The 23,426-nt window shown below is 70.6% G+C and carries 23 protein-coding genes; 5 read left to right on the top strand and 18 right to left on the bottom strand.

Features of this window, described 5'->3' with window-relative positions; all coding sequences use genetic code 11:
* The 7 genes from HNR15_RS12300 to deoC are packed head-to-tail and all read right to left on the bottom strand — an operon-like array spanning nucleotide 1 to nucleotide 7,253.
* Entirely contained in the window at nucleotides 1-981 is a 981-nt protein-coding gene (locus tag HNR15_RS12300) for an AAA family ATPase (protein ID WP_179482193.1), read from the bottom strand.
* The gene (locus tag HNR15_RS12295) at nucleotides 978-2,108 is read right to left on the bottom strand and encodes a DUF4350 domain-containing protein (RefSeq protein WP_179482191.1); all 1,131 of its coding nucleotides are present in this window, start codon (nucleotides 2,106-2,108) and stop codon (nucleotides 978-980) included. Before HNR15_RS12295 ends, HNR15_RS12300 begins: the two co-directional genes overlap by 4 nt.
* Nucleotides 2,105-2,746: a DUF4129 domain-containing protein gene (locus HNR15_RS12290; protein ID WP_179482189.1), complete on the bottom strand. Its 642-nt coding sequence runs from the start codon at nucleotides 2,744-2,746 to the stop codon at nucleotides 2,105-2,107. The genes HNR15_RS12295 and HNR15_RS12290 overlap by 4 nt, the downstream gene beginning before the upstream one ends.
* Nucleotides 2,733-3,884, bottom strand: coding sequence for a proline-rich domain-containing protein (locus HNR15_RS12285; protein WP_179482187.1), 1,152 nt, complete (start codon nucleotides 3,882-3,884; stop codon nucleotides 2,733-2,735). Before HNR15_RS12285 ends, HNR15_RS12290 begins: the two co-directional genes overlap by 14 nt.
* A 29-nt stretch (nucleotides 3,885-3,913) precedes the next feature.
* Nucleotides 3,914-4,807 carry an aldehyde dehydrogenase family protein gene (locus HNR15_RS12280; RefSeq protein ID WP_179482185.1) on the bottom strand — a complete coding sequence of 298 codons (894 nt, stop codon included), beginning with the start codon at nucleotides 4,805-4,807 and terminating at the stop codon, nucleotides 3,914-3,916.
* A complete protein-coding gene (locus HNR15_RS12275) occupies nucleotides 4,807-6,264 on the bottom strand; it encodes an aldehyde dehydrogenase family protein (RefSeq protein WP_179482183.1) in 1,458 nt (485 codons plus the stop codon). Before HNR15_RS12275 ends, HNR15_RS12280 begins: the two co-directional genes overlap by 1 nt.
* A gap of 5 nt (nucleotides 6,265-6,269) precedes the next feature.
* Complete coding sequence (gene deoC, locus HNR15_RS12270; RefSeq protein ID WP_179482181.1) at nucleotides 6,270-7,253, bottom strand: deoxyribose-phosphate aldolase; 984 nt, start codon at nucleotides 7,251-7,253, stop codon at nucleotides 6,270-6,272.
* 23 nt (nucleotides 7,254-7,276) lie between these two features.
* Here deoC and HNR15_RS12265 point away from each other — a divergent pair, with 23 nt between their 5' ends.
* Nucleotides 7,277-7,918 (top strand): PH domain-containing protein, encoded by a 642-nt coding sequence (locus HNR15_RS12265; protein WP_179482179.1) that lies wholly within the window; start codon nucleotides 7,277-7,279, stop codon nucleotides 7,916-7,918.
* Between the two features lie 4 nt (nucleotides 7,919-7,922).
* Here HNR15_RS12265 and HNR15_RS12260 read toward each other — a convergent pair whose 3' ends face one another.
* On the bottom strand, nucleotides 7,923-9,557 hold the full coding sequence (locus tag HNR15_RS12260; protein ID WP_179482177.1) for a phospho-sugar mutase: 1,635 nt from the start codon (nucleotides 9,555-9,557) through the stop codon (nucleotides 7,923-7,925).
* A complete protein-coding gene (locus HNR15_RS12255) occupies nucleotides 9,557-10,387 on the bottom strand; it encodes a purine-nucleoside phosphorylase (protein WP_179482175.1) in 831 nt (276 codons plus the stop codon). The genes HNR15_RS12260 and HNR15_RS12255 overlap by 1 nt, the downstream gene beginning before the upstream one ends.
* A gap of 40 nt (nucleotides 10,388-10,427) precedes the next feature.
* Here HNR15_RS12255 and HNR15_RS12250 point away from each other — a divergent pair, with 40 nt between their 5' ends.
* A complete protein-coding gene (locus HNR15_RS12250; protein WP_179482173.1) occupies nucleotides 10,428-11,825 on the top strand; it encodes an NAD(P)H-quinone dehydrogenase in 1,398 nt (465 codons plus the stop codon).
* 163 nt (nucleotides 11,826-11,988) lie between these two features.
* Here the strand turns inward: HNR15_RS12250 and HNR15_RS12245 are convergent, their stop codons facing one another.
* Nucleotides 11,989-12,174: a hypothetical protein gene (locus HNR15_RS12245; protein ID WP_179482171.1), complete on the bottom strand. Its 186-nt coding sequence runs from the start codon at nucleotides 12,172-12,174 to the stop codon at nucleotides 11,989-11,991.
* 144 nt (nucleotides 12,175-12,318) lie between these two features.
* On the opposite strand from HNR15_RS12245, the gene HNR15_RS12240 reads away from it, so the two are divergent.
* Complete coding sequence (locus tag HNR15_RS12240; protein ID WP_179482169.1) at nucleotides 12,319-12,909, top strand: TetR/AcrR family transcriptional regulator; 591 nt, start codon at nucleotides 12,319-12,321, stop codon at nucleotides 12,907-12,909.
* A 169-nt stretch (nucleotides 12,910-13,078) separates the two neighbouring features.
* Here HNR15_RS12240 and HNR15_RS12235 read toward each other — a convergent pair whose 3' ends face one another.
* Complete coding sequence (locus HNR15_RS12235; RefSeq protein ID WP_179482167.1) at nucleotides 13,079-14,851, bottom strand: acetyl/propionyl/methylcrotonyl-CoA carboxylase subunit alpha; 1,773 nt, start codon at nucleotides 14,849-14,851, stop codon at nucleotides 13,079-13,081.
* Nucleotides 14,852-14,944: 93 nt separating this feature from the next.
* Here HNR15_RS12235 and HNR15_RS12230 point away from each other — a divergent pair, with 93 nt between their 5' ends.
* Entirely contained in the window at nucleotides 14,945-15,793 is an 849-nt protein-coding gene (locus HNR15_RS12230) for an aldo/keto reductase (RefSeq protein WP_179482165.1), read from the top strand.
* Nucleotides 15,794-16,208: 415 nt separating this feature from the next.
* Nucleotides 16,209-17,075, top strand: coding sequence for a hypothetical protein (locus tag HNR15_RS18650; RefSeq protein ID WP_179482163.1), 867 nt, complete (start codon nucleotides 16,209-16,211; stop codon nucleotides 17,073-17,075).
* A gap of 108 nt (nucleotides 17,076-17,183) precedes the next feature.
* Here the strand turns inward: HNR15_RS18650 and HNR15_RS12220 are convergent, their stop codons facing one another.
* The 7 genes from HNR15_RS12220 to HNR15_RS12190 form a co-directional block, all read right to left on the bottom strand.
* Complete coding sequence (locus tag HNR15_RS12220; protein ID WP_179482161.1) at nucleotides 17,184-18,569, bottom strand: VWA domain-containing protein; 1,386 nt, start codon at nucleotides 18,567-18,569, stop codon at nucleotides 17,184-17,186.
* Entirely contained in the window at nucleotides 18,553-19,446 is an 894-nt protein-coding gene (locus tag HNR15_RS12215; RefSeq protein ID WP_179482159.1) for an AAA family ATPase, read from the bottom strand. The genes HNR15_RS12220 and HNR15_RS12215 overlap by 17 nt, the downstream gene beginning before the upstream one ends.
* 176 nt (nucleotides 19,447-19,622) lie before the next feature.
* Nucleotides 19,623-20,027 (bottom strand): superoxide dismutase, Ni, encoded by a 405-nt coding sequence (sodN, locus tag HNR15_RS12210; RefSeq protein ID WP_179482157.1) that lies wholly within the window; start codon nucleotides 20,025-20,027, stop codon nucleotides 19,623-19,625.
* 148 nt (nucleotides 20,028-20,175) lie between these two features.
* The gene (locus HNR15_RS12205) at nucleotides 20,176-20,502 is read right to left on the bottom strand and encodes a S24 family peptidase (protein WP_179482155.1); all 327 of its coding nucleotides are present in this window, start codon (nucleotides 20,500-20,502) and stop codon (nucleotides 20,176-20,178) included.
* A 5-nt stretch (nucleotides 20,503-20,507) separates the two neighbouring features.
* Nucleotides 20,508-21,434 carry an amino acid ABC transporter ATP-binding protein gene (locus tag HNR15_RS12200; RefSeq protein ID WP_179482153.1) on the bottom strand — a complete coding sequence of 309 codons (927 nt, stop codon included), beginning with the start codon at nucleotides 21,432-21,434 and terminating at the stop codon, nucleotides 20,508-20,510.
* The gene (locus tag HNR15_RS12195; protein WP_343048528.1) at nucleotides 21,431-22,390 is read right to left on the bottom strand and encodes an amino acid ABC transporter permease; all 960 of its coding nucleotides are present in this window, start codon (nucleotides 22,388-22,390) and stop codon (nucleotides 21,431-21,433) included. Before HNR15_RS12195 ends, HNR15_RS12200 begins: the two co-directional genes overlap by 4 nt.
* Nucleotides 22,380-23,336, bottom strand: a complete 957-nt coding sequence (locus HNR15_RS12190; RefSeq protein WP_179482151.1) for an ABC transporter substrate-binding protein — start codon at nucleotides 23,334-23,336, stop codon at nucleotides 22,380-22,382. The genes HNR15_RS12195 and HNR15_RS12190 overlap by 11 nt, the downstream gene beginning before the upstream one ends.
* Nucleotides 23,337-23,426: the final 90 nt, after the last annotated feature.

Genomic DNA, 23,426 nt, shown 5'->3' with positions numbered 1-23,426 from the left:
TCAGCGCGGGACGGGGACCGAGCCGGCGGCCGAGTCGAGCACGGCGGACGCTCCCACGCCCTCCAGCTCGGCCTCCGGGCGCAGAGTGATGCGGTGGGCCAGCGTCGACCGGGTCATCGTCTGCACGTCGTCGGGGGTCACGAAATCGCGCCCGGCGAGGAACGCCCAGGCACGGCTCGTGGCCAGCAACGCGGTCGCACCACGCGGGCTGACGCCGAGTGCCACCGAGGGGGAGGTGCGGGTCGCCCGGGCGATGTCGACGATGTAGCCCGCGACCTCGGGAGCGACGCGCACCCGGCGTACGGCGCGCGCACCGGCTGCGATGTCGTCGGCGCTCGCGACGGGGCGTACGCCGGCCGCCTCCAGATCGCGCGGGTCGAAGCCGTCGGCGTGCCGCTGCACGACGATCAGCTCCTGCTGGCGGTCGGGCAGCGCGACGGCGACCTTGAGCAGGAACCGGTCGAGCTGCGCCTCGGGCAGCGGGTAGGTGCCTTCGTACTCCACCGGGTTCTGGGTGGCGGCGACCATGAACGGCGCGGGCAGTGCACGCGGCGTGCCGTCGACCGAGACCTGCCGCTCCTCCATCGCCTCCAGCAGCGCGGACTGGGTCTTCGGCGGCGTGCGGTTGATCTCGTCCGCGAGCAGCAGGTTGGTGAAGACCGGGCCGGGCCGGAAGACGAAGTCCGACGAGCTCCCGTCGTAGACCAGGGATCCGGTCAGGTCGCCGGGCATCAGGTCGGGGGTGAACTGCACCCGCTTGGTCTGCACCGACAGCGACCGCGCCAGCGCACGCACGAGCAGCGTCTTGGCGACGCCGGGCACGCCCTCGAGCAGCACGTGACCGCCGGCGAGCAACGCCACCACGAGGCCGCCGATCGCCGAATCCTGTCCGACCACAGCCTTGTTCACCTCGGTGCGGACGTCGATCATCGCCTGGCGTGCGCGGTCGGCGTCGGCGTGCAGCGACGTGGATTGCGTCATGGGCGGTGTACCTGTCTCTCGAGGTCCTGGAGTTGCTGTGCGGTGCGGATGAGCTGCTGTTCGTCGTCGACCGGGCCGCTGACGAGCACGTCGTGCACCTCGCGGGTGTCGCGCGAGGTGGCCTGCGCAGTCTCCCGGACGAGCTCGGCCGGCGAGGTGGTGGGTGACAGCCCGAGGTAGTGGGCGAGCCGGTGCCGGGACGCGATCCGCAGCACCTCGGCCGTACGAGCGGTGTCGCGGGCTCGGCGGTAGAGCTGACCCCGGCTGCGGGTGGTCTCGACGGCGGGTACGACGACCGGCAGCGGCTCGGTGACCAGCCGGCCGAGGCGCCGTCCGCGCCACAGCATCAGCAGCACGACGCACGCGGCGGCCAGCCAGATGCCGGGTCCGAGCCAGCGCGGCCAGGGTGACGGGCCACCCGTGCCGGTGGCAGAGGCGTCGGCATGCGCGTCGTCGGCGGCCACCCAGATCACCCGCGGATGAGAGCCCAGGGCGCGCACGGCGATCGCGGCGTCATCGGCGGACAGCACCCCGTCGTTGCGCAGGATCTTGGCCGACCCGACGATGATGACGGCGGGTCGTACGCCGGCCACGGCCGGCAGCGTGCGGATCGCGTCGCCGCCGTCCTCGACCTGGACGCATCCGGTGCCGGCAGTCGAGGTGTAGGAGCGGGTGCCCACTCCGCCGTCGAACACGAGACCGGCGAACGGGGCTGCGCTGCACCGTAGTTGCGTCGCGTCGACGCTGCCCTCTCCGGGCACCTCGCGGATGGGCAGGCCCAGGTCCGCCAGCACTGATGCCGGCGGGGCGACCACCACGAGGGCGCCGGCCGACGTCGACTCACGTGCGATGCGCTGCAGCGACGCCCGGCCGAGCAACCCGGCGCGGGTGACGACGACGGTCGAGTCCGCTCCTGCGGACTGCTGCGCCAGGCCGGCCGCGGTATGGGTGACCTGCACGGAAACCCCCTGCGAGCGCAGCACCTGCGCGACCGCGCGGGCACCGTCCGGCGCGGGCGATCCGGGGTCGAGCGGCTGGCTGCGATGACCCGCGGTGAGCACCGCGACGACCGCGACCGCGACCAGGGCGAGCACCAGCGACGCCAGGAGCAGGCGACCGCGCGTCATGCGAGCTGACCGGTGCGAAGGGGCTCGGGGCGCGTGCGCTCCAGCAGGCTGTCCAGATCGCGCACTCGGACGCAATCCGCCGCGTCGGCGGTCCTGCCGCCGTAGAGCACGGCGTCGAAGACCGTTGCGGCATCGGACAGCCCGGTGCTCGATGCGGGGAATCTCGCACCGAGCACCCTGGCGATCTCATCGGCCGTCAGACCGGGGGCCGGGTCGACCAGCGCACGCTCCACGCCGCGTACGGCGATCGCGCGGAACCAGTCGAGGGTGGCCGAGTCGAGGTCACCGGCACGCTCGGCGGCGGTCGCACGGGCCCGCAGCTCCTCTGCCGAGGTGCTGCGGTCTCCGAGCACCGCGTCGTCGGGCTGGCGGCGCGCGCGCACCCGGCCGCGGCGCAGGCCGGTGACGGCGAGCGTGACGACCAGGATCACCAGCAGCAGACCGATCAGCCAGGCGATCGAGGGCAGCGTGCCGGTGCTCCCGGAGAGGAGGGCGTCGATCCGGGACGCGATCCAGTCGTACACGGACTGCAGCAGACTCTTGTGCTGCCGGTACTCGCTCTTGGACAGTTCGCGGCGCAGCAGCTCGCGGCCCTGCTCGCCGCCGGGTGTGAGGGGAGTGGCGTCAGCGAGGTGCATCGTCGCGGGAGGCGGCCGCGGACATGAGGGTCACGTCCAGGCCCTCCTTGCGCATCCGTTGATCGATGTAGAGCAAACCGGTGGTGCCGGTGACGAACGGCGCGACAGCCGCGGTCACGACGGCGCTCCACAGTTGCCCGCCGATGAGCAGCAGCACGCTGGCGACCCCGTCGGTCGAGTAACCGCCGAGGTTGAGCAACGATCCCGGCACTCCGACGACCGAGCTCACGACTCCGGCGACGAGCGACGCCAGGATCGAGATGCCGAACAGTCGCCAGAACGAGCGGCGTGTCAAGGCCCACGACCGCTTGATCGCGGGCACCGGACCGATGCCTTCCAGCACCAGGGCCGGGCTGGCCAGCATGAGCCGGACGCTGAGGAGGATGGCGCCGACGACCAGCCCGATGCCCAGCAGGATGCCCAGGATCACCGCGAGCACGGTGCCGACGGTCAGGGCCGCCAGGACGACGATGCCGACGGCGACGGCGACGACGACCAGCCCCAGGACGGCGAGCAGCAGGGTGAGTCCGAGCAGTGGCCACAGTCGAGGGCGGATCCGGGTCCATGTCTCGCGCATGCTGATTCGCCGACCGAGCACGGCGTCGGAGACGACGACGATGAGCATCCCGGCGAGCACGATGCTGCCGATGTAGGTGAAGATCTGTGCCGCCGGGGCGATGAGATCGATCTTGAGCAGATCGGGGTTGGACCCTCCCGCATCGCTGTTGGACGACAGGTCCAGGCCGTGCGGGAAGACCACGCGCTTCAGCAGGAGCGTGATGACCAGGGTCGGCACCGCCACGATCAGATGCACGATGAGCGCAAGACCGAGGGTTGCGGCTGGGTTGCCGCGGATCGTGGCGAACGCGCCGCCGAAGATGTCACCGAGGGTGAGCGGGCGCAGCGGCACGACACCCGGCTTGGGGGCCATCGGCCGGAACTGCGGCCCTCTGTACTGCGGTCCGCCGCTCATCGGCGGGCCCTGAGGCGGCCCCGCGGGCGGGACGGGGCCGTACGCGCCGTACTGCGGGGGCGGTCGCTCGCCGGTGTGCTGCTGCGGGGGCGCCTGCGTCCCGTACGCCGGCTGCTCGCCGGTGCCGTTCGGACCCCCCGACGGGCTCACCCATCCGTCACTCATGGCCGAACCATAAGGCCTGCGAGGCCCACTCAGGTGCCCTTGGGGTGCCAGACGGTCTTGGTCTCGAGGAACGCCCGCATCCGACGCAGGCTGGGAGTGGGCGCGAAGTCCGGCTCCACGGCGTCCGGCCCGTCGCCCGCGGGGCGCAGCACGCGCTTCACCGTGTCGGCGGCCGAGGCCTCGAGATCGGCCCACGCGACGCCGTCGGCGTCCGCTGCGCCCGTCAGGTCGACGGCGTTCACGTCGTGGTGGGACGCGAGCCAGGGAGCCAGCTCCGCGGTGCGACCGGTGACGATGTTGACCACGCCGCCGGGCACATCGGAAGTGGCGAGCACCTCCGAAAGGGTCACGGCCGGCAGCGGGCGCTCCTCGCTGGTGAGCACCACCACGGTGTTGCCGGACACGATGGCCGGCGCGATCACGCTGATCAGCCCGAGTAGCGAACTGCGTTGCGGCGCAAGGATGCCGACGACTCCGGTCGGTTCGGGCGCCGACAGGTTGAAGTACGGTCCGGCGACGGGGTTGAGGTTGCCGAGCACCTGGGCCAGCTTGTCCGGCCACCCGGCGTACCAGACCCAGCGGTCGATGGCGGCGTCCACCAGCCGCTCCGCTCGGGGACGGGTCACGCCCTCGCTGGCGATGACGTCGGCCACGAACTGCTCGCGCCGGCCCTCCAGCACCTCGGCCACCCGGTAGAGCACCTGCCCGCGGTTGTACGCGGTCGCGCCCGACCAGCCGGCGAAGGCGCCCCGCGCTGCGACGACGGCGTCGCGCACGTCCTTGCGGGAGCCCTGCGCGGCGTTGGCCAGGAAGGACTGCGAACGACCCTGGGAGACAACGGCGTACGAACGCCCGGACTCACTGCGAGGGAATTTGCCGCCGATGTAGAGCTTGTAGGTCTTACGCACGTCCACCCGAGCCATCAGTCCTCACTCCCCGCCGCGACATAGGCCTCCAGGCCGTGTCGTCCGGCCTCGCGGCCGTAGCCGCTCTCCTTGTAACCGCCGAACGGCGACGTCGGGTCGAACTTGTTGAACGAGTTCGCCCACACCACCCCGGCCCGCAGCCGGTCGGCGGTCCAGAGCACCCGCGACCCCTTGTCGGACCAGATGCCCGCGGACAGCCCGTACGGCGTGTTGTTGGCCTTGGCGACTGCCTCGGCCGGGGTGCGGAAGGTGAGCACGGACAGCACCGGCCCGAAGATCTCCTCCTGCGCGACCCGGTGGGCCTGCGACACGTCGGTGAAGATCGTCGGCGCGAACCAGTAGCCGCGGTCGGGCAGCTCGCACGGCGCGCTCCAGCGGGTAGCGCCCTCGGCCTCACCGGCCTCGACGAGCGCGGTGATGCGGGCCAGCTGCTCGGCGGAGTTGATGGCGCCGACGTCGGTGTTCTTGTCCATCGGGTCACCGACCCGCAACGTGCCGAGGCGGCGCTGCAGGCGGCGTACGACGTCGTCGGCCACCGACTCCTGCACCAGCAGGCGGGACCCGGCGCAGCACACGTGGCCCTGGTTGAAGTAGATGCCGCTGACGATGCCCTCGACGGCCTGGTCGATCGCGGCGTCGTCGTAGACGATGTTGGCGCCCTTGCCACCCAGCTCCAGGGTGAGGCGCTTGCGGGTGCCGGCGATGGTGCGCGCGATCTGCTTGCCGACGTCGGTGGAGCCGGTGAAGGCGATCTTGTCGACGTCCGGGTGCTCGGTGAGCGCCTGCCCGGTCGCGCCGGCTCCGGTGACGATGTTGACGACCCCTGCGGGCAGGTCGGCCTGCTGGCACACCTGCGCGAAGAGCAGAGCGGTCAGGGGAGTGGTCTCGGCGGGTTTGAGTACGACGGTGTTGCCGGTCGCGAGCGCGGGCGCGATCTTCCACGCCAGCATCAGCAACGGGAAGTTCCAGGGGATGACCTGGCCGATGACACCCAGCGGTGCCGGGCGCGCGCCGGTGGTGAGGCCGGCGTACTCCAGTTTGTCGGCCCAGCCCGCGTGGTAGAAGAAGTGCGCCGCTGCCAGAGGGATGTCGACGTCGCGCGACTCCTTGATCGGCTTGCCGTTGTCGAGGGTCTCCAGCACCGCGAACTCGCGGGCCCGCTCCTGCAGGATTCGCGCGATCCGGAAGAGGTACTTGCCGCGCTCGGCACCCGACATCGGTCCCCACACCTGGGTGTAGGCCCTCCGGGCAGCGCGTACGGCGGCATCGACGTCGGCCGCGCCGGCCTCGGCGACGTCGCTCAGCCGCTCACCCGTGGCCGGGTTGACGGTCTTGAACGATGCGCCGTCGGCCGGGTCGACGAACTCGCCGCCGACGAAGAGCCCGTAGGAGGAGGCGATGTCGACGACCGCCCGCGACTCGGGCGCCGGGGCGTATTCGAAACCCGTTGGCATGTCTCTCAATCCTCGGTGACGTAGTCGGATCCGGAGTAGGCACCGGTGCGCAGTTTCTGGCGCTGCAACAGCAGGTCGGTCAGCAGGCTCGACGCGCCGAACCGGAACCACTGGGGCGTGAGCCAGTCCGGTCCTGCGGTCTCGTTGACGGTGACCAGGTGCTTCACGGCGTCCTTGGTGGTGCGGATGCCGCCCGCGGGCTTCACCCCGACCATCGCGCCGGTGAGCGCGCGCCAGTCGCGGACGGCCTCGAGCATGATCAGGACGACCGGCAGGGTCGCCGCGGGCGAGATCTTGCCGGTGGAGGTCTTGATGAAGTCGGCGCCGGCGAGCATCGCCAGCCATGAGGCGCGGCGCACGTTGTCGTACGTCGCGAGCTCGCCGGTCTCGAGGATCACCTTGAGGTGCGCGTCGGCCCGGTCCGGGTTGCTCCGGCAGACCTCCTTCACGGCGGCGATCTGGTCGAAGACGGTGCGGTAGTCGCCGGACAGGAACGCGCCGCGGTCGATGACCATGTCGATCTCGTCGGCACCTGCGGCGACGGCGTCCTGGGTGTCCAGGAGCTTGACGGGCAGGGAGGCGCGGCCGGACGGGAAGGCGGTGCTCACCGCGGCCACGTTGATGCCGCTGTCGCCGAGCGCCTCACGCGCGACGCCCACCATGTCGTTGTAGACGCAGACCGCTGCAACCCGCGGAGTCGACGGGTCGGCGCGGTCGGGGAGGAGGGCCTTGGCGCACAGGTTGCGCACCTTGCCGGGGGTGTCGGACCCCTCCAGCGTGGTGAGGTCGATCATCGAGATCGCCGTGTCGATCGCCCACGCCTTGCTGGTGGTCTTGATCGACCGCGTGCCCAGGGCCGCAGCGCGTGCCTCGGCCCCTACCTGGTCCACCGGCGGCAGGCCGTGCAGCCAGGTGCGCAGGGATCGGTTGGACAGCGCGGACACCCCGAGGAGGTCCCTCGCCTGCGACGTTGCAGTGGTTGCTGACACCGACGCAGCGTACCGTCAGCGCCATGCCGTCCCGACTGGCTCATACCCCCGACGCCACAGATCAGCGCCGACTCTTCCGGCAGTCCGGGGCCATGGTGCTCGGCATCGTCACGATCGTGATCTGCGCCGTGATCCTGGTGTTCGGCCTTTGGTCGATGCACCGGCTGCACGCGGTCGACATCGCGTGGCCGATCGCGGTCGCGCTGCTCGCGTGGGTGCTCTTCGTGCGCCCGTGCGTCGCCCTCACCGAGCAGGCGGTCGTGATCCGCAACCTGGTGCGTGATGTGCACATCCCCTGGGCTGCCGTGGAGTCCACGCAGTCCCGGTGGAATCTGAAGGTGATCACCACGGGCGGCGCGGGATACGGATCGTGGGCCATCACCACTCAGCGCCGCCGGGTCCCGAGAGCACAGCGGATCGGCCTGGGGATGGGCACCTTCAGGTCGCGTGCCGAGCGCAAGCAGCCGATCGACGTCGGTGCCTATCTCAACGGTCCCGAGCGCGCGCAGTCGGCGGCCGCGGTCGCCGCCAGCATCGATGAGATGAAGGCCGCGTCGGCCCAGCAGCCCACTGGCGACACCGGCGTACGCGTGCAACCCGCCTGGTGGGGGATCGCGGCCCTCGGGGCGGCCGTCGTCCTGATCGTCGTCGGCCCCCTGGGCTGACGCGTCACGCCGGGGCGGTCAGGCGCTCCATCTCCGCACGGATGGCCGCGAGCCTGCGCTCGCCGCTCGCCCGGTCGGCGTCGATCGCCTCCAGGTAGACCTTCAGCTTGGGCTCGGTGCCGCTCGGCCGCACGATCACGCGCGTGTCGTCGTCGAGCAGGTAGCGCAGCCCCTCCGTGGGCGGCAGGCCGCCGTCACCGCGCGCCAGATCCTCGACGGACGCGACCCGTTGGCCGCCGACGCTGCTCGGCGGGGTCGCGCGCAGTCGCGCCATGACGTCGCCGATCAGCGCGAGGTCCTGCACCCGCACCGAGAAGCTGTCGGTCAGGTGGTGGCCGTACGTCGCGGCGAAGTCGTCGAGCGCGTCCAGCAGGGTGGCGCCGCGGCTGGCGAGCGACGCGGCGTACTCCGCCATCAGCAGAGCCGCGCTGACGCCGTCCTTGTCGCGCACCTGGGTCGGGTCGACGCAGTAACCGAGAGCCTCCTCGTAGCCGTAGACCAGGCCCGGCACGCGGCTGATCCACTTGAACCCGGTCAGCGTCTGCTCGTGCCGCACGCCGTGCGCCGCGCACATCGCGGCGAGCAGCCGCGAGGAGACGATCGAGTTGGCCATCACCGCGTCGACCGGCCAGTCCCGGCGCAGCAGATGGTCGCCGAGCAGCGCGCCGACCTCGTCGCCGCGCAGCATCCGCCACCCGTCGGAGTCGGCCACCGCGACGGCGCACCGGTCGGCGTCGGGATCGTTGGCGATGACCAGGTCCGCATCGACCTCGCGGGCCAGGTCGAGCGCGAGGTCGATCGCGCCGGGCTCCTCGGGGTTGGGGAACGCCACCGTCGGGAACTCGGGGTCGGGCGACTCCTGCTCGGCGACCGAGTACACATCATGGAAACCCACGCGCGCCAACGCATCTCGGGCCACCTGCGACCCCACGCCGTGCAGCGCGGTGTGCACGATCCGCAGTGCGCGCGGGCCGCCGGGGGCGACGACGCGGGATACGGAATCGAGGTAGTCCGCCACGATCCCGTCGTCGAGGGTCTGCCAGCCGTCCTGCGCCTGGGGCACGGACGCGGCGTCGGGCACCGCCGTGATGGCGTCGGCGATCTGCTCGTCGACCGGCGACACGATCTGGCTGCCGTCGCCGAGGTAGACCTTGTAACCGTTGTCCTGCGGCGGGTTGTGGCTCGCGGTGACCATGACGCCGGCGTCCGCGCCGAGGTCGCGGATCGCGAACGCCAGCACCGGTGTCGGCAGCGGATGCGGCAGCACCATCGCGTGGCCCCCAGCCGCCACGACCACCGCGGCGGTGTCCCGGGCGAAGACGTCGGAGTTGTGGCGGGCGTCGTACCCGATCACCACGGTCACGTCCGGTGCGCCGCGCTCCTCCTGCAGGTACGCCGTGAGGCCGGCTGCCGCTCGCAGCACCACGACGCGGTTCATCCGGGCCGGTCCGGCACCCAGCGCGCCGCGCAGGCCGGCGGTGCCGAACTGCAGCAGCCCGGAGAACCGGTCCTCGAGGTCGGCCACGGCATCGGCGTCGCCGGACCGCACGTCAGCCAGCACCTGCTCCAGCTCGGCGCGGGTCTGCGGGTCGGGGTCGTCGGCGATCCAGGCGCGGGCCTGATCCTCGAGGGCGGTCATCACATCGCCCGTACGACGTCGGCGAGCAGCGCCCCGCACCGTGCCGCGGCGGCCTGTCCGGCCTCCAGCACCTCGGCGTGGGAGAGCGGCTGATCGCTCACGCCGGCCGCGGCGTTGGTGACCAGGCTGATGCCCAGCACCTCGAGCCCGGCCTGGCGTGCCGCGATCGCCTCGAGAGTGGTCGACATGCCGACCAGCTGCGCACCGAGGACGCCGGCCATGCGCACCTCGGCCGGCGTCTCGTAGTGCGGCCCGCGGAACTGCGCGTAGACGCCCTCGTCGAGCGTCGGGTCGACGGTGCGGGCCAGCTCGCGCAGCCGGGCAGAGTAGAGGTCGGTGAGGTCGACGAAATTGGCGCCCTCGATCGGGGAGGTCGCGGTGAGGTTGATGTGGTCCGAGATCAGCACCGGGGTGCCGGGCGCCCACTCACGCCGCAACCCGCCGCACCCGTTGGTGAGGACGATCGTCGTACAGCCCGCCGCAGCCGCCGTCCGTACGCCGTGCACCACCGCGCGTACCCCGCGCCCCTCGTAGAAGTGGGTGCGGGTGCCGAAGACCAGTGCGCGCCGGTCGGTCTCGCCGATCCGGACCGATCGGATCGTGCCCGTGTGACCGCTGACGGCCGCCGCGGTGAAGCCCGGCACGTCGGTGTTCGCGACGGTGGCGAGCGTCTCGCCGATGCGGTCGGCGGTCTCGCCCCACCCGGATCCGAGCACCAGCGCGACGTCGTGGTGCGGGCTCCCGGTGGCCGCGGCGATCACCTCCGCAGCGCTGCGGGCGACCTCGAACGGGTCGGTGGTGGGGTCTGCGAGGTCGGCTGCGATCGTCACCGGCACAGGCTAGCGAGGTCCCGCGTGGTGAAATGAACCCGTGACGCGTCAGAAAACCGTTGCCATCATCGGCGGAGGACCAGGGGGCTACGAGTCGGCACTGGTGGCCGCCGCGGCCGGTGCCTCCGTCACGGTCATCGAGAACGAGGCGATGGGCGGCGCCGCCGTCCTCACCGACTGCGTGCCCAGCAAGGCGCTCATCGCCACCTCCGACTTCATGTCGCGTTTCGCCTCCGCCGGACGCCTCGGCGTCGGTTTCGAGGGTGCCGGTGAGGACCAGCACGCCGAGGCCCACCTCATCCAGGTCAACGAGCGAATCCTGGCGCTCGCGCAGGCGCAGAGCCACGACATCCGCGCCCAGGTCGAGGGCACCGGGGTGCGGGTCTGCCGCGGCGCCGGCCGGATCAGCGCACCGGGGAAGGTCACGGTCGAGAGCGAGGACGGCGTCGAGGAGATCTCCGCCGACGTCACCCTGATCGCCGTCGGCACCCGACCCCGCACGATGCCGGCGGCGCAGCCGGACGGCGATCGGATCCTCACCTGGCAGCAGATCTACGACCTCAAGGAGCTGCCCGAGCACCTGATCGTGGTGGGTTCGGGAGTCACCGGTGCCGAACTCGCGCACGCCTATCTCGGCCTGGGGTGCGCGGTCACGCTGGTGTCCTCACGCGACCGGGTGCTGCCCGGTGAGGACGCCGATGCCGCCCTCGTCATCGAGAACGTCTTCCGCCGCCGCGGGATGCAGGTGCTCAACCGGTCCCGGGCCAAGTCGGCCGAACGCACCGACGAGGGCGTCCTCGTCACGCTCGAGGACGGTCGCACGGTCGAGGGCTCGCACGTGCTGCTCGCCGTCGGGTCGATCCCGCAGACGCGCGGCATCGGCCTGGAGGAGGCCGGCGTCGAGATGACCGAGTCGGGCCACATCGTGGTCGACCGGGTCTCGCGGACCTCGGCGCCCGGCGTGTACGCGGCCGGCGACTGCACGGGAGTGCTGCCGCTGGCCTCCGTCGCGGCCATGCAGGGGCGCCTCGCGATGGCGCACGCCCTCGGCGACGCGGTGGCTCCGCTGAACCTGCGCGGCGTGTGCGCCAACATCTTCACCGACCCCGAGATCGCCACGGTCGGCTACTCGCAGGCCGACGTCGACGAGGGACGCGTCGAGGCCAAGCTGGTGACGCTGCCGCTCTCGACCAACCCGCGCGCCAAGATGCGCAACATCCGGGACGGTTTCGTGAAGCTGCTGGTCCGGCCCGGCAGCAACACCATCATCGGCGGGGTCGTGGTGGCCCCGCAGGCGTCGGAGCTGATCTTCCCCATCGGGCTGGCCGTGCAGAACAGGCTCACGGTCGACCAGGTGTCCTCCACGTTCTCGGTCTACCCCTCGATGACCGGGTCGATCACCGAGGCCGCGCGCCGGCTGCACTCGCTCGACTACTGATCCTGGCCTCCGCCCCTCTTCGAGATGTCGGTTTCGGAGGGTCTGTGGGCTGACTGACCCTCCCGAAGTCACATCTCGGCGTACGGCGCTGATCGGCGTCCGGGCATGCGAACGGCGCACGTCCCGTCGTGGGACGTGCGCCGTTGCGGTGAAGTAAGGGGGCTCAGTGGCCGAGTGCCAGGCCGCGGTAGTAGGTCACCAGCGGCTTGTGCTGTGCGACGCGCTGCTGGCGGTTGCGTGCGAAGAACTGCACGGTCCAGGTGCCGACGCAGGCGATGAGGGCCACGAGAGCGACGGCGACGATGATCATCGTGCCGGTGAAGAACTGGTCGATGTTCACAACGTTCATGAGTCTGCCTCTGTCTCGATCTTGTTGATCACTACGTCTGTAGTGCTCATGTCCTTGACACTACGCCTGTAGTGGAATTGCCGCAAGCGCGGCCCCTGTGTGCTGCCTCACAGGGGCGATGGGCGGACGTGAGAGGCTGCGGGCGTGTCCAGGAAGAGCAGGCGCCCCGAGGGGACGGCGGCGCGGCAGGCCCACCTGCTGGAGTCCGCGATCACCGTCGTCGGCCGCGGCGGCCTGCGAGGTCTCACCCACCGGGCCGTCGACCGGGAGGCCGACCTGCCCGAGGGCACCTGCTCGGTCTACTTCCGCACGCGGCTCGCGCTGCTGACGGCGTTGACTGCGTTCGTGGCCCAGCGGTTGACCGACGACGTACGCCGGATGGGTGAGGCGCTGCCGGAGTCCAACGGCGACCCCGCGCCGGCCATCGAGGCGACGGTCGAACTGGTGGTGCGCTGGTCGGGTCGTCCCGATCTGCTGATCACGATGACCGAGCTCTACCTGGAATCGGTGCGCACGCCCTCACTGCGGTCGGCGTCCGGGGCCTGGCGCGACGGGCTGGTCGGCGTCGTGGAGGAGTTGGTGCAGCGATCGGGCAAGTCCGACCCCCGGCGGCGGGCGCAGGGCATCGTGGCCAGCGTCGAGGGTGTCGCGGTGGCGTCCCTGCCGCTGTCCGCGCGGGACCGCAAGACCTACCTGCGCGACACGCTCACCCTGGTGGTCTCCAGCCTCGCCTGAGGCTGTCTCGTCTCTGCACCGTCCTCGTCCCTGCGGCCGTTGCCCCGCCTGCCCGGGCGTGGGTTGTCGGCGCTGCGGTCACTTTCCTGCGCCGCGCGCACGCGCGCAGGTGGATTGTAGGCGCTGCGGTCACTTTCCTGCGTCGCGCCTACGCGCGGGCGAGAGGCTGTCAGTCGGTGATCTGGGCCAGCACCGCGCCGGACGTGACCGTCTGGCCGATCTCGGCCGTGAGGCCGGAGATGGTGCCGTCCTTGTGCGCGGTGATCGGCTGTTCCATCTTCATGGCCTCGATCACCACGACCGTGTCGCCGGTCGCGACGGTGTCGCCGTCGGAGGCGACCACCTTGACGATGGTGCCCTGCATGGGCGCGGTGAGCGCATCGCCACCCGCGGCAGCGCCACCGCCGCCGGAACGGCTGCGCTTGGGCGCCTTCGCCCGGCCCGGAGCAGCGCCGCCGCCGCCACCCAGCTGCAGGTCGCCCGGCAGCGAGACCTCGACCCGCTTGCCGCCGACCTCGATGACGAGCTGCTGGCGCGGGGCCGTCTCGGTCGCTTCGGCCGCCGGACCGTCGTACGCCGGGATGTCGTTGTCGAACTCGGTCTCGATCCACCGGGTGTGCACGGTGAACGGCGTGTCGCCCTCGGGCGCGAACGCCGGGTCGCTGACGACCTTGCGGTGGAAGGGCAGCACGGTCGGCATGCCCTCGACGACCATCTCCTCCAGCGCGCGGCGGGAGCGTTCGAGCGCCTGCTGCCGCGTCGCGCCGGTGACGATGAGCTTGGCGAGCATCGAGTCGAAGGCGCCGCCGATGACGTCGCCGCTCGTCACGCCGGAGTCGACCCGGACGCCCGGGCCGCTCGGCGCCTCGAAGCGGGACACGGTGCCCGGCGCGGGCAGGAAGCCGCGACCGGCGTCCTCGCCGTTGATCCGGAACTCGAAGGAGTGGGCGCGCGGCTCGGGGTCGTCGTACCCCAGCTCCTCGCCGCGGGCGAGTCGGAACTGCTCGCGCACCAGGTCGACGCCGGTGACCTCCTCGGAGACCGGGTGCTCGACCTGCAGGCGGGTGTTGACCTCCAGGAAGCTGATGACGCCGTCCTGGCCCACGAGGAACTCGCAGGTGCCCGCCCCCTGGTAGCCGGCGGCGCGCAGGATGTCCTTGGACGCGCGCAGCAGTTCCGCGTGCTGCTCGTCGGTGAGGTACGGCGCGGGCGCCTCCTCCACGAGCTTCTGGTTGCGGCGCTGCAGCGAGCAGTCACGGGTCGAGACGACCACGACGTTGCCGTTCGCGTCGGCCAGGCACTGGGTCTCCACGTGCCGCGGCTTGTCCAGGAACCGCTCGACGAAGCACTCGCCGCGCCCGAACGCCGAGACGGCCTCGCGCACTGCCGACTCGAAGAGCGAGGGGATCTCCTCGATGGTGCGGGCGACCTTCAGGCCGCGCCCGCCACCGCCGTACGCCGCCTTGATCGCGATCGGCAGGCCGTGCTCCTGCGCGAACGCGACGATCTCGTCGGCGTCGTTGACGGGCTCCTTCGTGCCGGGCACGAGGGGCGCGCCCGCGGCGGTCGCGATGTGGCGCGCCTTCACCTTGTCGCCGAGGGAGTCGATGGCCCGCGGCGACGGGCCGATCCAGGTCAGCCCGGCGTCGATGACGGCCTGGGCGAAGTGGGCGTTCTCGGCGAGGAAGCCGTAGCCGGGGTGGACGGAGTCGGCGCCCGAGGTACGCGCGACCTCGAGCAGCTTCTCCTGCACCAGATAGGACTCACCGGGAGTCGCGCCGCCGAGGGCATGTGCCTCGTCGGCGACCTGCACGTGCAACGCGTCACGGTCCGGATCGGCGTACACCGCGACCGACGCGATGCCCTCGTCCTTGCACGCGCGCGCGATGCGTACGGCGATCTCCCCCCGGTTGGCGATCAGCACCTTCTCGACAGCAGCCATGGTCCCGGACTCTAGTGGGACGGGGATCACACGGGTCGTCCGGGTGATGAGACGCGCGGGCATACCGCGGTGGGACCCGCGGTTGGACCAGACATGACGGACACAACCAGCACTGCAGTTCCCGAGGTCGCCCTGCGCGCCGCTACCGGCACCACCCCGATCCCGCAGCTGGGGTTCGGCGTCTTCCAGGTGGACGACGAGGACACCCCGCCCGCCATCGCGTCGGCGCTCGAGGTGGGCTACCGCTCGCTCGACACCGCGCGCATCTACGGCAACGAGGACGGCGTGGGCCGCGCGCTCGCCGCGACCGACGTACCCCGCGACGAGATCTTCCTGACCACCAAGGTCTGGAACGACGACCAGGGTTACGACAAGACGCTGAAGGCGTTCGACGCCTCCGCCGCCAAGCTCGGCTCCGAGCCGGATCTCTACCTGATCCACTGGCCGACCCCGAAGCACGACACCTACGTCGACACGTTCCGCGCGCTGCTGAAGCTGCGCGACGACGGCCGCATCAAGGTCGCCGGCGTCTGCAACTTCAACATCGAGCACCTGCAGCGGGTGTACGACGAGCTGGGGGAGTACCCGGCCATCAACCAGGTGGAGCTGCACCCGCTCCTGCAGCAGCAGGAGCTGCGCGACTTCCACGCGACCCACGACATCGTGACCGAGGCGTGGAGCCCGCTGGCCCAGGGCGGCGAGCTGCTGAAGGACGCGACCATCGGCAAGATCGCCGACACCTTGGGGGTCTCGCCCGCTCAGGCGATCCTGCGTTGGCACATCCAGATCGGCAACGTCGTCATCCCCAAGTCGGTGACGCCGTCGCGGATCAAGGAGAACTTCGACATCTTCGGCTTCGAGCTGGACGCCGATGACATGAGCACGATCGCGCGGCTGGACCAGGGTGGTCGGGTCGGCCCCGACCCCGCCGAGTTCAACTGACCGACCGCAGCACCACGCCACCGAGGGGTGGGGAAAACCGTCGAAAGGTGACGGTATTTTCCCGCCCCTCGGTGTCTTCGCTGCCCCCGACCGGGATAGTCAACTCCCGACCACCGGCGCAGGCGAGGGTGATCCACCGCACACCCCTGGGATCCAATCCGGCGTGAGCGGTGTGACGAATGATGTCTGATGCGCACTGGAATCGCTGATTGCGCGATGGCTGTGACACGCTTGCGTGGGCCATGACCGTTCGACCGGGGAACTTCTCAAAGCTGTGGAAGGAACGATCGTGGACAAGTCGGGGGCCGGCGTTCATCGCGGACCATCCCGTCGGGCCGTCGCAGGTGGTCTCATCTGGACGGTGCCCGTAATTGCCGTGGGGGCTGCGGCTCCGGCGATGGCCGCGAGCCCGCCCGTGACAAGACAGTTCACGACCCCGGGCAGCACCACCTACACCATCCCCGCAGGCAACAAGTCCGCGACGTTCACGGTCGTGGGCGCGGGTGGCGCGAGCTCGACCACTGTGGCCGGCGGTTCCGGTGCCTCCATCACGGGCACACTTGCGCTCGCCGGAACGACCGCAACGACTCTGACGGTCGTCGTCGGTGCAGCTGGTGCCGCCCTGGGGGTCGGTGGGGCCGGGTACGGCAACGGCGGCTCGTCTTCCACAGCTCTGGGCACCAATGACCGAGGTCGAGGTGGCGGCGGTGGCAGCGCGATCCTCACCTCTGCGAACGTCGTCCTGGTCGCGGCCGGCGGCGGTGGCGGTGCGGGCGCATACTCACTTACCGGGTACACCGGAGCAACCGGTCTCGGTGGTAATACCGGGACTGCCGGTGGCACGACGACGGTCACTCTGACCAGCGACAACTCCCAATACACCTCGGTCGGCGGTGGCGCCACGACCAGCGCGACCGGAGGCACTGCCGGCAATGGTGGCACCGGCACCGTGACGACCCGGTACGTCGGAGGAGCCGGCGGAAACAACGCGACCGGCGGTAACAACGGAGGCAACGGCGGCGCAGGCGCCTATGTCCCGGCTCAGACCAACGCCGGCACGACGAACATCTGCGGTGGCGGTGGTGGAGGCGGTTATGCCGGGGGCGGTGGCGGCGCGGGTGCGGTCATCACGGGGACGAGCTATGCGCTCTTCGGTGGAGCCGGCGCCGGTGGCAGCAACTACGTCGGCGGTGCTGGTGTCTCCGGCACCACTATTACCAACGCTAACAACGCCGCGGCGAACACCACGGCCACTAACGGCTCGGTCACCATCACCTACTGATCGGGCACTGCTGCAGCAGCAGCGCCCGCGCCGCAACGGCTCACAGCGCGAGCGGGACCATCAGAGACGAGTCGGCGGGCACCGCGTCAGTATTGCTCGCTGTGCGCCTCAGACGGGGAGGACCCGGGCGACGAACGCACGCAGCTGGTCCAGATTGCGGCACTCGTGCATGTCGACGATCGCGCCGTAGGCCGCCGCGACCGAATCGCCGGTGTCCCACATCCGTGCGGGTTCGGGGTTGAGCCAGGCGACGTGCCGCGCGCGAGCCGCGATGGCCGCGACGTGCGCGACCCCGGGGTCCCCGTAGTTGGTCCGGGCGTCGCCGAGGATGAGCACCGTGCTGCGTGGACCGATGCTCTCCCACTCGCTGCGCACGAAGCCGCGGAACGCCGTGCCGTAGCTGCTGCTCGTGCCGTGAGCGGTGAACTCCCGCGTGCGACGGGCCCAAATACCCAGCGGCGCACCGGGTTCGGCGTCCTTCAGCACATCGGTGATCTCGGCGGTGCTACTCACGAACCCGTAGGCGCGCACCTTCCGGAACTGCGCGTGCAGGGCCTGCATCAGCAGCATGGTGAAGGTGGAGAAGGCGCCCACCGAACCGGACAGGTCGGCGAGCACGATGAGATCCGGCCGGTGTCGGCGCCGCTCCCGGTACGCCGGGTCGATCGGCACGCCGCCGGTGGACAGCGACCGTCTCAGCGTGCGGCGTACGTCGATCTCGCCCCGCCCGGCCGCCCGGCGAGCGGACATGCGGGCGGCGAGCTTGCGGGCCAGCGGGTCGATGTGGCGGCGGAGCTCGTCGAGGTCCTTCGTGCCGGCGCTCAGGAAGTCGCGCTGCTCGATGCCGCTGCCGACCCCGAACCGCGCCACCCGCTCACGTGACCGCACCTGGGTGTTGCGCCGCAGCGCCTCGGCCTCGATGCGGCGGCGGAAGGCCGCGACGCGGGCGCGCATCTCCTCGCGGTCGAACCGGTCCGACAGCTGCTCGCCACCCTGACCACTCCCGCTGTGCTCGCCGCGGGCCCCGCGTGACTGCTGCCGCGCGGCGGCGATCGCGCGCTGCGGCTGCAGTCGGGAGATCGTTTGAGCCGACGAATACCCCTGCTGTTCATCGCCGTTCGCGACTTCGCCGAGAAGATCGACTGCGGCGGCTGCGAGGTCCTCCAGCCCCTGAGCGTCGTTGTCGGCCAGAGCCTGCACCAGCTGGTCGCGCAGCTCGTCGACCGACTCGGCCCGCGCGACCGTGCGCCGGCCCGGGGCGGCGGGGAAGTAGAGATCGAAGAGCCGGTCGAAGACCTCCCGGTCACCGGCGCGACGCAGCATCGCCGCGGCCACGCCGCCGCGCAGCCGGATGCGGTCGTCCAGACCGAGGGCGGTGGCGATCCGGGCGGCATCCGCGACCTCGCTCGTACCGACCCGGATCCCGTGGTCGCGCAGCGAGGTGGTCAGCTCGACCAGCCGGTCACCGAGCGCGCTCTCAGCCGTCGAGGGCACGGTCCAGGTCCAGTGTGCTGGTGGCGACGCGGATGTCGTCCTGGTGCTTGAGGATGACCCCGAGGGTGCTGCGGACCAGCGCCGGGTCGAGCTCCTTCGTGCCGAGTGCCACGAGGGTGTGTGCCCAGTCGAGGGTCTCGGCGACCGACGGCGGTTTGCGCAACGACCCGGCGCGCAGGGCGCCGACGATGCGCACCAGGGTCTGCGTCAGCGTGTCGTCCAGGCCCGGCGCCTGCAGCCCGACGATGCGGGCCTCCAACTGCGGATCGGGATAGTCGATGTGCAGGAAGAGGCACCGGCGCCGCAGCGCCTCGGACAGTTCGCGGGTGGCGTTGGAGGTCAGGACGACGAACGGCCGGTGGCGTGCGGTCACCGTGCCCAGCTCGGGCACCGTCACCTGGAAGTCGGACAGGATTTCCAGCAGGAGCCCCTCCATCTCCTCGTCGGCCTTGTCCAGCTCGTCGATGAGCAGCACGACCCGCTCCTCGCTGCGGATCGCGGCGAGCAGGGGCCGCGGCAGCAGGAACTCCTCGCCGAAGATGTCGGATTTGACGTCCTGCCAGGCGTGTTCGTGGCTGTCGCGCTCGGCGGTGATCCGCAGCAGCTGCGCCGCGTGGTTCCACTCGTAGAGCGCCCGGGCCTCGTCGACGCCCTCGTAGCACTGCAGCCGGATCAGGTCGGCGCCGATCGCGCGGCTGACGGCCTTGGCGAGCTCGGTCTTGCCGACCCCGGCAGGGCCCTCGACCAGCAGCGGCTTGCCGAGGGCTTCGGCCAGGTAGACGGTGGTGGCGATCTCGTCCGAGGCGAGGTATCCGACGTCGGCCAGGGACTGCAGCGCCTGGTCGACACCGGCGAGCGCGGGGTGCGGGGTCGTCATACCGGCCATCCTCGCGTACGCCGCATCGGCGCCCGCGGCCGGTCGATCCGCGAGTGTCCGCAGATTCGTGTACCCGTCCACACGGATCTGCGGACACTCGCAGGGCGGAAACCGGACGAGGGTCGCCGCGCGCTCTGTGGAGCGCGCGACGACCCTCGTCGTCGAGAGAGGTGAAGCTAGGACTTCTTGGTCTCCGCGAAGATCGCGGCGATCTCGTCGATCTTGCCCAGCAGCTCGTCGGCCTTGGCGACATCGAACGTCGCCTTCGTGCCGCCGCCGCCACCGGCCAGCTTGGTGGCTTCGTTGACGAGGGTGTGCAGCTGGGGGAACTTCTCGAAGTGCGGCGGCTTGAAGTAGTCGGTCCACAGCACCCACAGGTGGTGCTTGACCAGCTCGGAGCGCTGCTCCTTGATGATCGCGGCGCGAATGCGGAAGTCGGGGTCGTCGTTGTCGGCGACCTTCTCGCAGATGGCCTTGACGGACTGGGCCTCGATACGGGCCTGGGCGGGGTCGTACACGCCACACGGCAGGTCGCAGTGTGCGCTGACCTCGATCGTGGGGGCAAGGAAACGGCGGAGCATCAAGTCATCCCTCTCATCGGTCGCCGCGCGGTGACGCGCGGCCGGGTGCAGATGTAACCACCCTACGGCCGGGCACGGGGGGCGGGCCAAGGGATCCGGCTGCTGCGACGGGGTCGCATCGACGGAGCGTCGAGCGCGACTCGTGTGGTCAGCGTGCTCTGAGCGACCGAGGCAGGCGCAGCAGCACCCTTGCCAGCACGTCGTGTTCGGGGATGGCACCGACCAACCAGGAGTCGACCCCCTCGGCTGGGTTGTCCCGCTCGGCCCACCAGCCGTCGCGTTCGCGCCGGGTCAGCCGCTTGACGGCGATCGGTCGCGGGCCGTCCGGGCCGTCGGGCAGCCGGATGACGTGGGCCCGACCGGGAACCGGACGTACGCCGTAGGCGACCAGCAAGCTGTCGCCCTCGGCGTACGTCGGCTCCATGGAGCGGCCGCGGACGACGGCCACCCCGATCCGCGGCAGGCCGCGCATCATCGGTGTCAGTCGACCTCGGTGGGGGATGCGCCCGAACGTCCGGACGCGTCGTCGGGGGCGGGGCGCCCGGCGCTCGTCGAGTCGCTGCCGGCCGAGCCCTCGAGCCCGACGAGTGCGGTGACGGCCTCCACGCGGTGCTCCTCCTCGGCGTGCACCCGGCTGAGGAAGGACTTCGTCCGCTCGTGCTGCGGGCGGTCGATGACGTCACGCGGGTCGCCGGACTCCACCACCACGCCGGCGTCCATGAAGACCACCTTGTCGGCGACGCCGCGGGCGAAGGCCATCTCGTGCGTCACCACGACCATGGTCATCCCGTCGCGGGCCAGCTCGCGCATGACCGCCAGCACCTCGCCGACCAGCTCCGGGTCCAGAGCGGACGTCGGCTCGTCGAAGAGCATGAGCTTCGGCTTCATCGCCAACGCGCGGGCGATGGCGACCCGCTGCTGCTGCCCGCCGGACAGCTGCGCCGGGAAGTGGTCGCAGTGATCGCCCAGGCCCACCCGCTCGAGCAGAGCGAGCGCCTCGGCGCGGGCGGTCTTCTTGTCCACGCCCTTCACATGGATGGGCGCCTCCATGACGTTCTCCACCGCGGTCTTGTGCGGGAAGAGGTTGAAGCGCTGGAAGACCATCCCGATCTCACGGCGCTGCTCGGCGATCCGCTTCTCGGTGAGGCGGTGCAGCTGCCCCTCGCGGTCGTCGTAGCCCATGAGGTCGCCGTCGACCCAGATGCGGCCGCCGTCGATCGTCTCCAGCTGGTTGATGCACCGCAGGAACGTCGTCTTGCCCGAGCCGGAGGGCCCGAGCAGGCATACGACCTGGCCTTCGTGCACGTCGAGGTCGATGCCCTTCAGCACCTCGTTGCTGTGAAAAGCCTTGGTGACGTTGAGGGCTCGTACGATCGGCTTGTCGCTGTGCGCGTCGGTCGTCGTCATCGGGGACCTCCTCCGGCCAAGCCGAGCATGCGCGCTCGGAGGCCGCCCTCGGCGCGCTGGGTGCCGATACCCCGGCCGAACTTGCGCTCCAGGAAGCTCTGCACCACCGCCAGGATCGAGCAGATGATGAGGTACCAAAGTACCGCCGCCATGATCGCCGGCATGATCTTGTAGGTGTTACTGCCGATCTGTTCTGTCTGGAAGAACAGCTCGGCGGTGATCGGGATCGCGGACAGCAAGGACGTGTCCTTCACCATCGCAAGAGTCTCGTTGCCGGTCGGCGGCACGATGACCCGCATGGCCTGCGGGAGAACGATGCGGCGCATGCTCTTGCCGGAGGACATCCCGAGCGCCTGTGCGGCTTCACGCTGACCCTGGTCGACCGACTGGATTCCGGCGCGGGCGATCTCCGCCATGTACGCGGCTTCGGACAGGCCGAGACCGAGGATGCCGATGATGATCTGATTGGACAGGTGCGCCACATTGATGTGGCCCACCGTGGTCGCATCCGAGCTGAGGCCGATGAAGTGGCCCAGCTGTTCGGCGAACGGAACCCCAAGGCTGAGCGAGGGGTAGAGGTAGCCGAGGCCGGTGCCGAACATCACCAGGAGCACCAGTCGCGGGATGGACCTGAAGAACCAGACGTAGACGGCTGCGACGCCGCGCAGCACCGGATTGTCCGACAGCCGCATGATCGCGAGCACGATGCCGAGCACGACACCGATGATCATCGCGCCGACGGTCCCGACGATCGTGCCGCGCCAGAGCCCGTTGATGACGGGCTTGTACTTCATGATCTGCAGTGCGAACGACCAGTCCCAGCGGGAGTTGGTCACCACCGAACTCACCATCATCGCCACGATGACGGCGATGACGACGATCGCTACATAGCGACCGGGGTGCCGGACCGGCCGGGCGTCGATCCTGCCCGGCCGGTCACTGGTGTCAACTGACACTGGGATTGACGGCGAAGCTGGTGACGGCGCCGCTGGTGTTGCCCCACTTGGCCAGGATGTTCTTGTAGACACCGCTCTTGTCGAGGGCCTGCAGCGCCTCGCTGAACGCGGTCGCGAGTGCGGCCTCCTTCTTGGGCACCACGATGCCGTACGGCGCGGTGCCGTAGAGCGCGCCCGCGGTCTGCAGCTGGTCGCCGGTCTGCTTGATCGCGTAGAGGGTGATGGGGGAGTCGGCGCTCATCGCGTCGACCTTGCCCGAGATGAGGTCGGCCGTGACCTTGGACTGCTGCTCCTCGACGATCTGGGTGATCGGCTTCTTCCCGGAGGAGGTGCACTTCTTGCTCCGTGCGGTCAGATCGTCGATCTCGACGGTGCCCTTCTGCACGCCGACGGTCAGGCCGCAGGCGTTGTCGATGTCGACCTTCTTGGGATTGCCCTTCTTCACGGCCCACTGGGTGCCGGCGCTGAAGTAGCTCACCATGTCGACCTGCTTCTCGCGGTCGGCGTTGATGGTGAAGGAGGAGACGCCCACGTCGTACTTGCCGGAGTTGACGCCCAGGATGATGGTGTCGAAGCTCGCGTTCTGGAAGTTGGTCTTCAGCCCCAGCGTGGTCGCCACGGCGTTGAAGAGGTCGACGTCCATGCCTTGCACGGTCTTGCCGTCGGAGCCGAGGAACTCGTTCGGCGCGTAGGACGCGTCGGAGCCGATCGTGAGCGTGCCCTTCGCCTTGACCGCGGCCGGGACCTTGGCGGCGAGCGCGCTGTCCAGCGTGGCGGTGCTCGACCCGGCGGGCGTCGTGCTGGACGAGCCCGACGCGGAGGTGGAGCTGGAGCTGGAACCACCCAGCGAGTTCGAGCCGCAGCCGGTGAGGGCGAGGCATCCGAGGGCCGTGATGGAGCCGAGGGCCGCGACCTTGGTAGTGGTCGCGTGGCGAAGCAGAGTCATCTGTGTCTCCTGGAACATGAGTGGGATCCGATGGCGACATGCCAGGTCCAGGGCGACATCCTGGCATCACCCGGCCCGTCGGCTCCATCG

The sequence above is a fragment of the Allobranchiibius huperziae genome, from assembly GCF_013410455.1.
Classification (GTDB): domain Bacteria; phylum Actinomycetota; class Actinomycetes; order Actinomycetales; family Dermatophilaceae; genus Allobranchiibius; species Allobranchiibius huperziae.
This window is presented reverse-complemented; position numbering and strand designations above follow the sequence as displayed.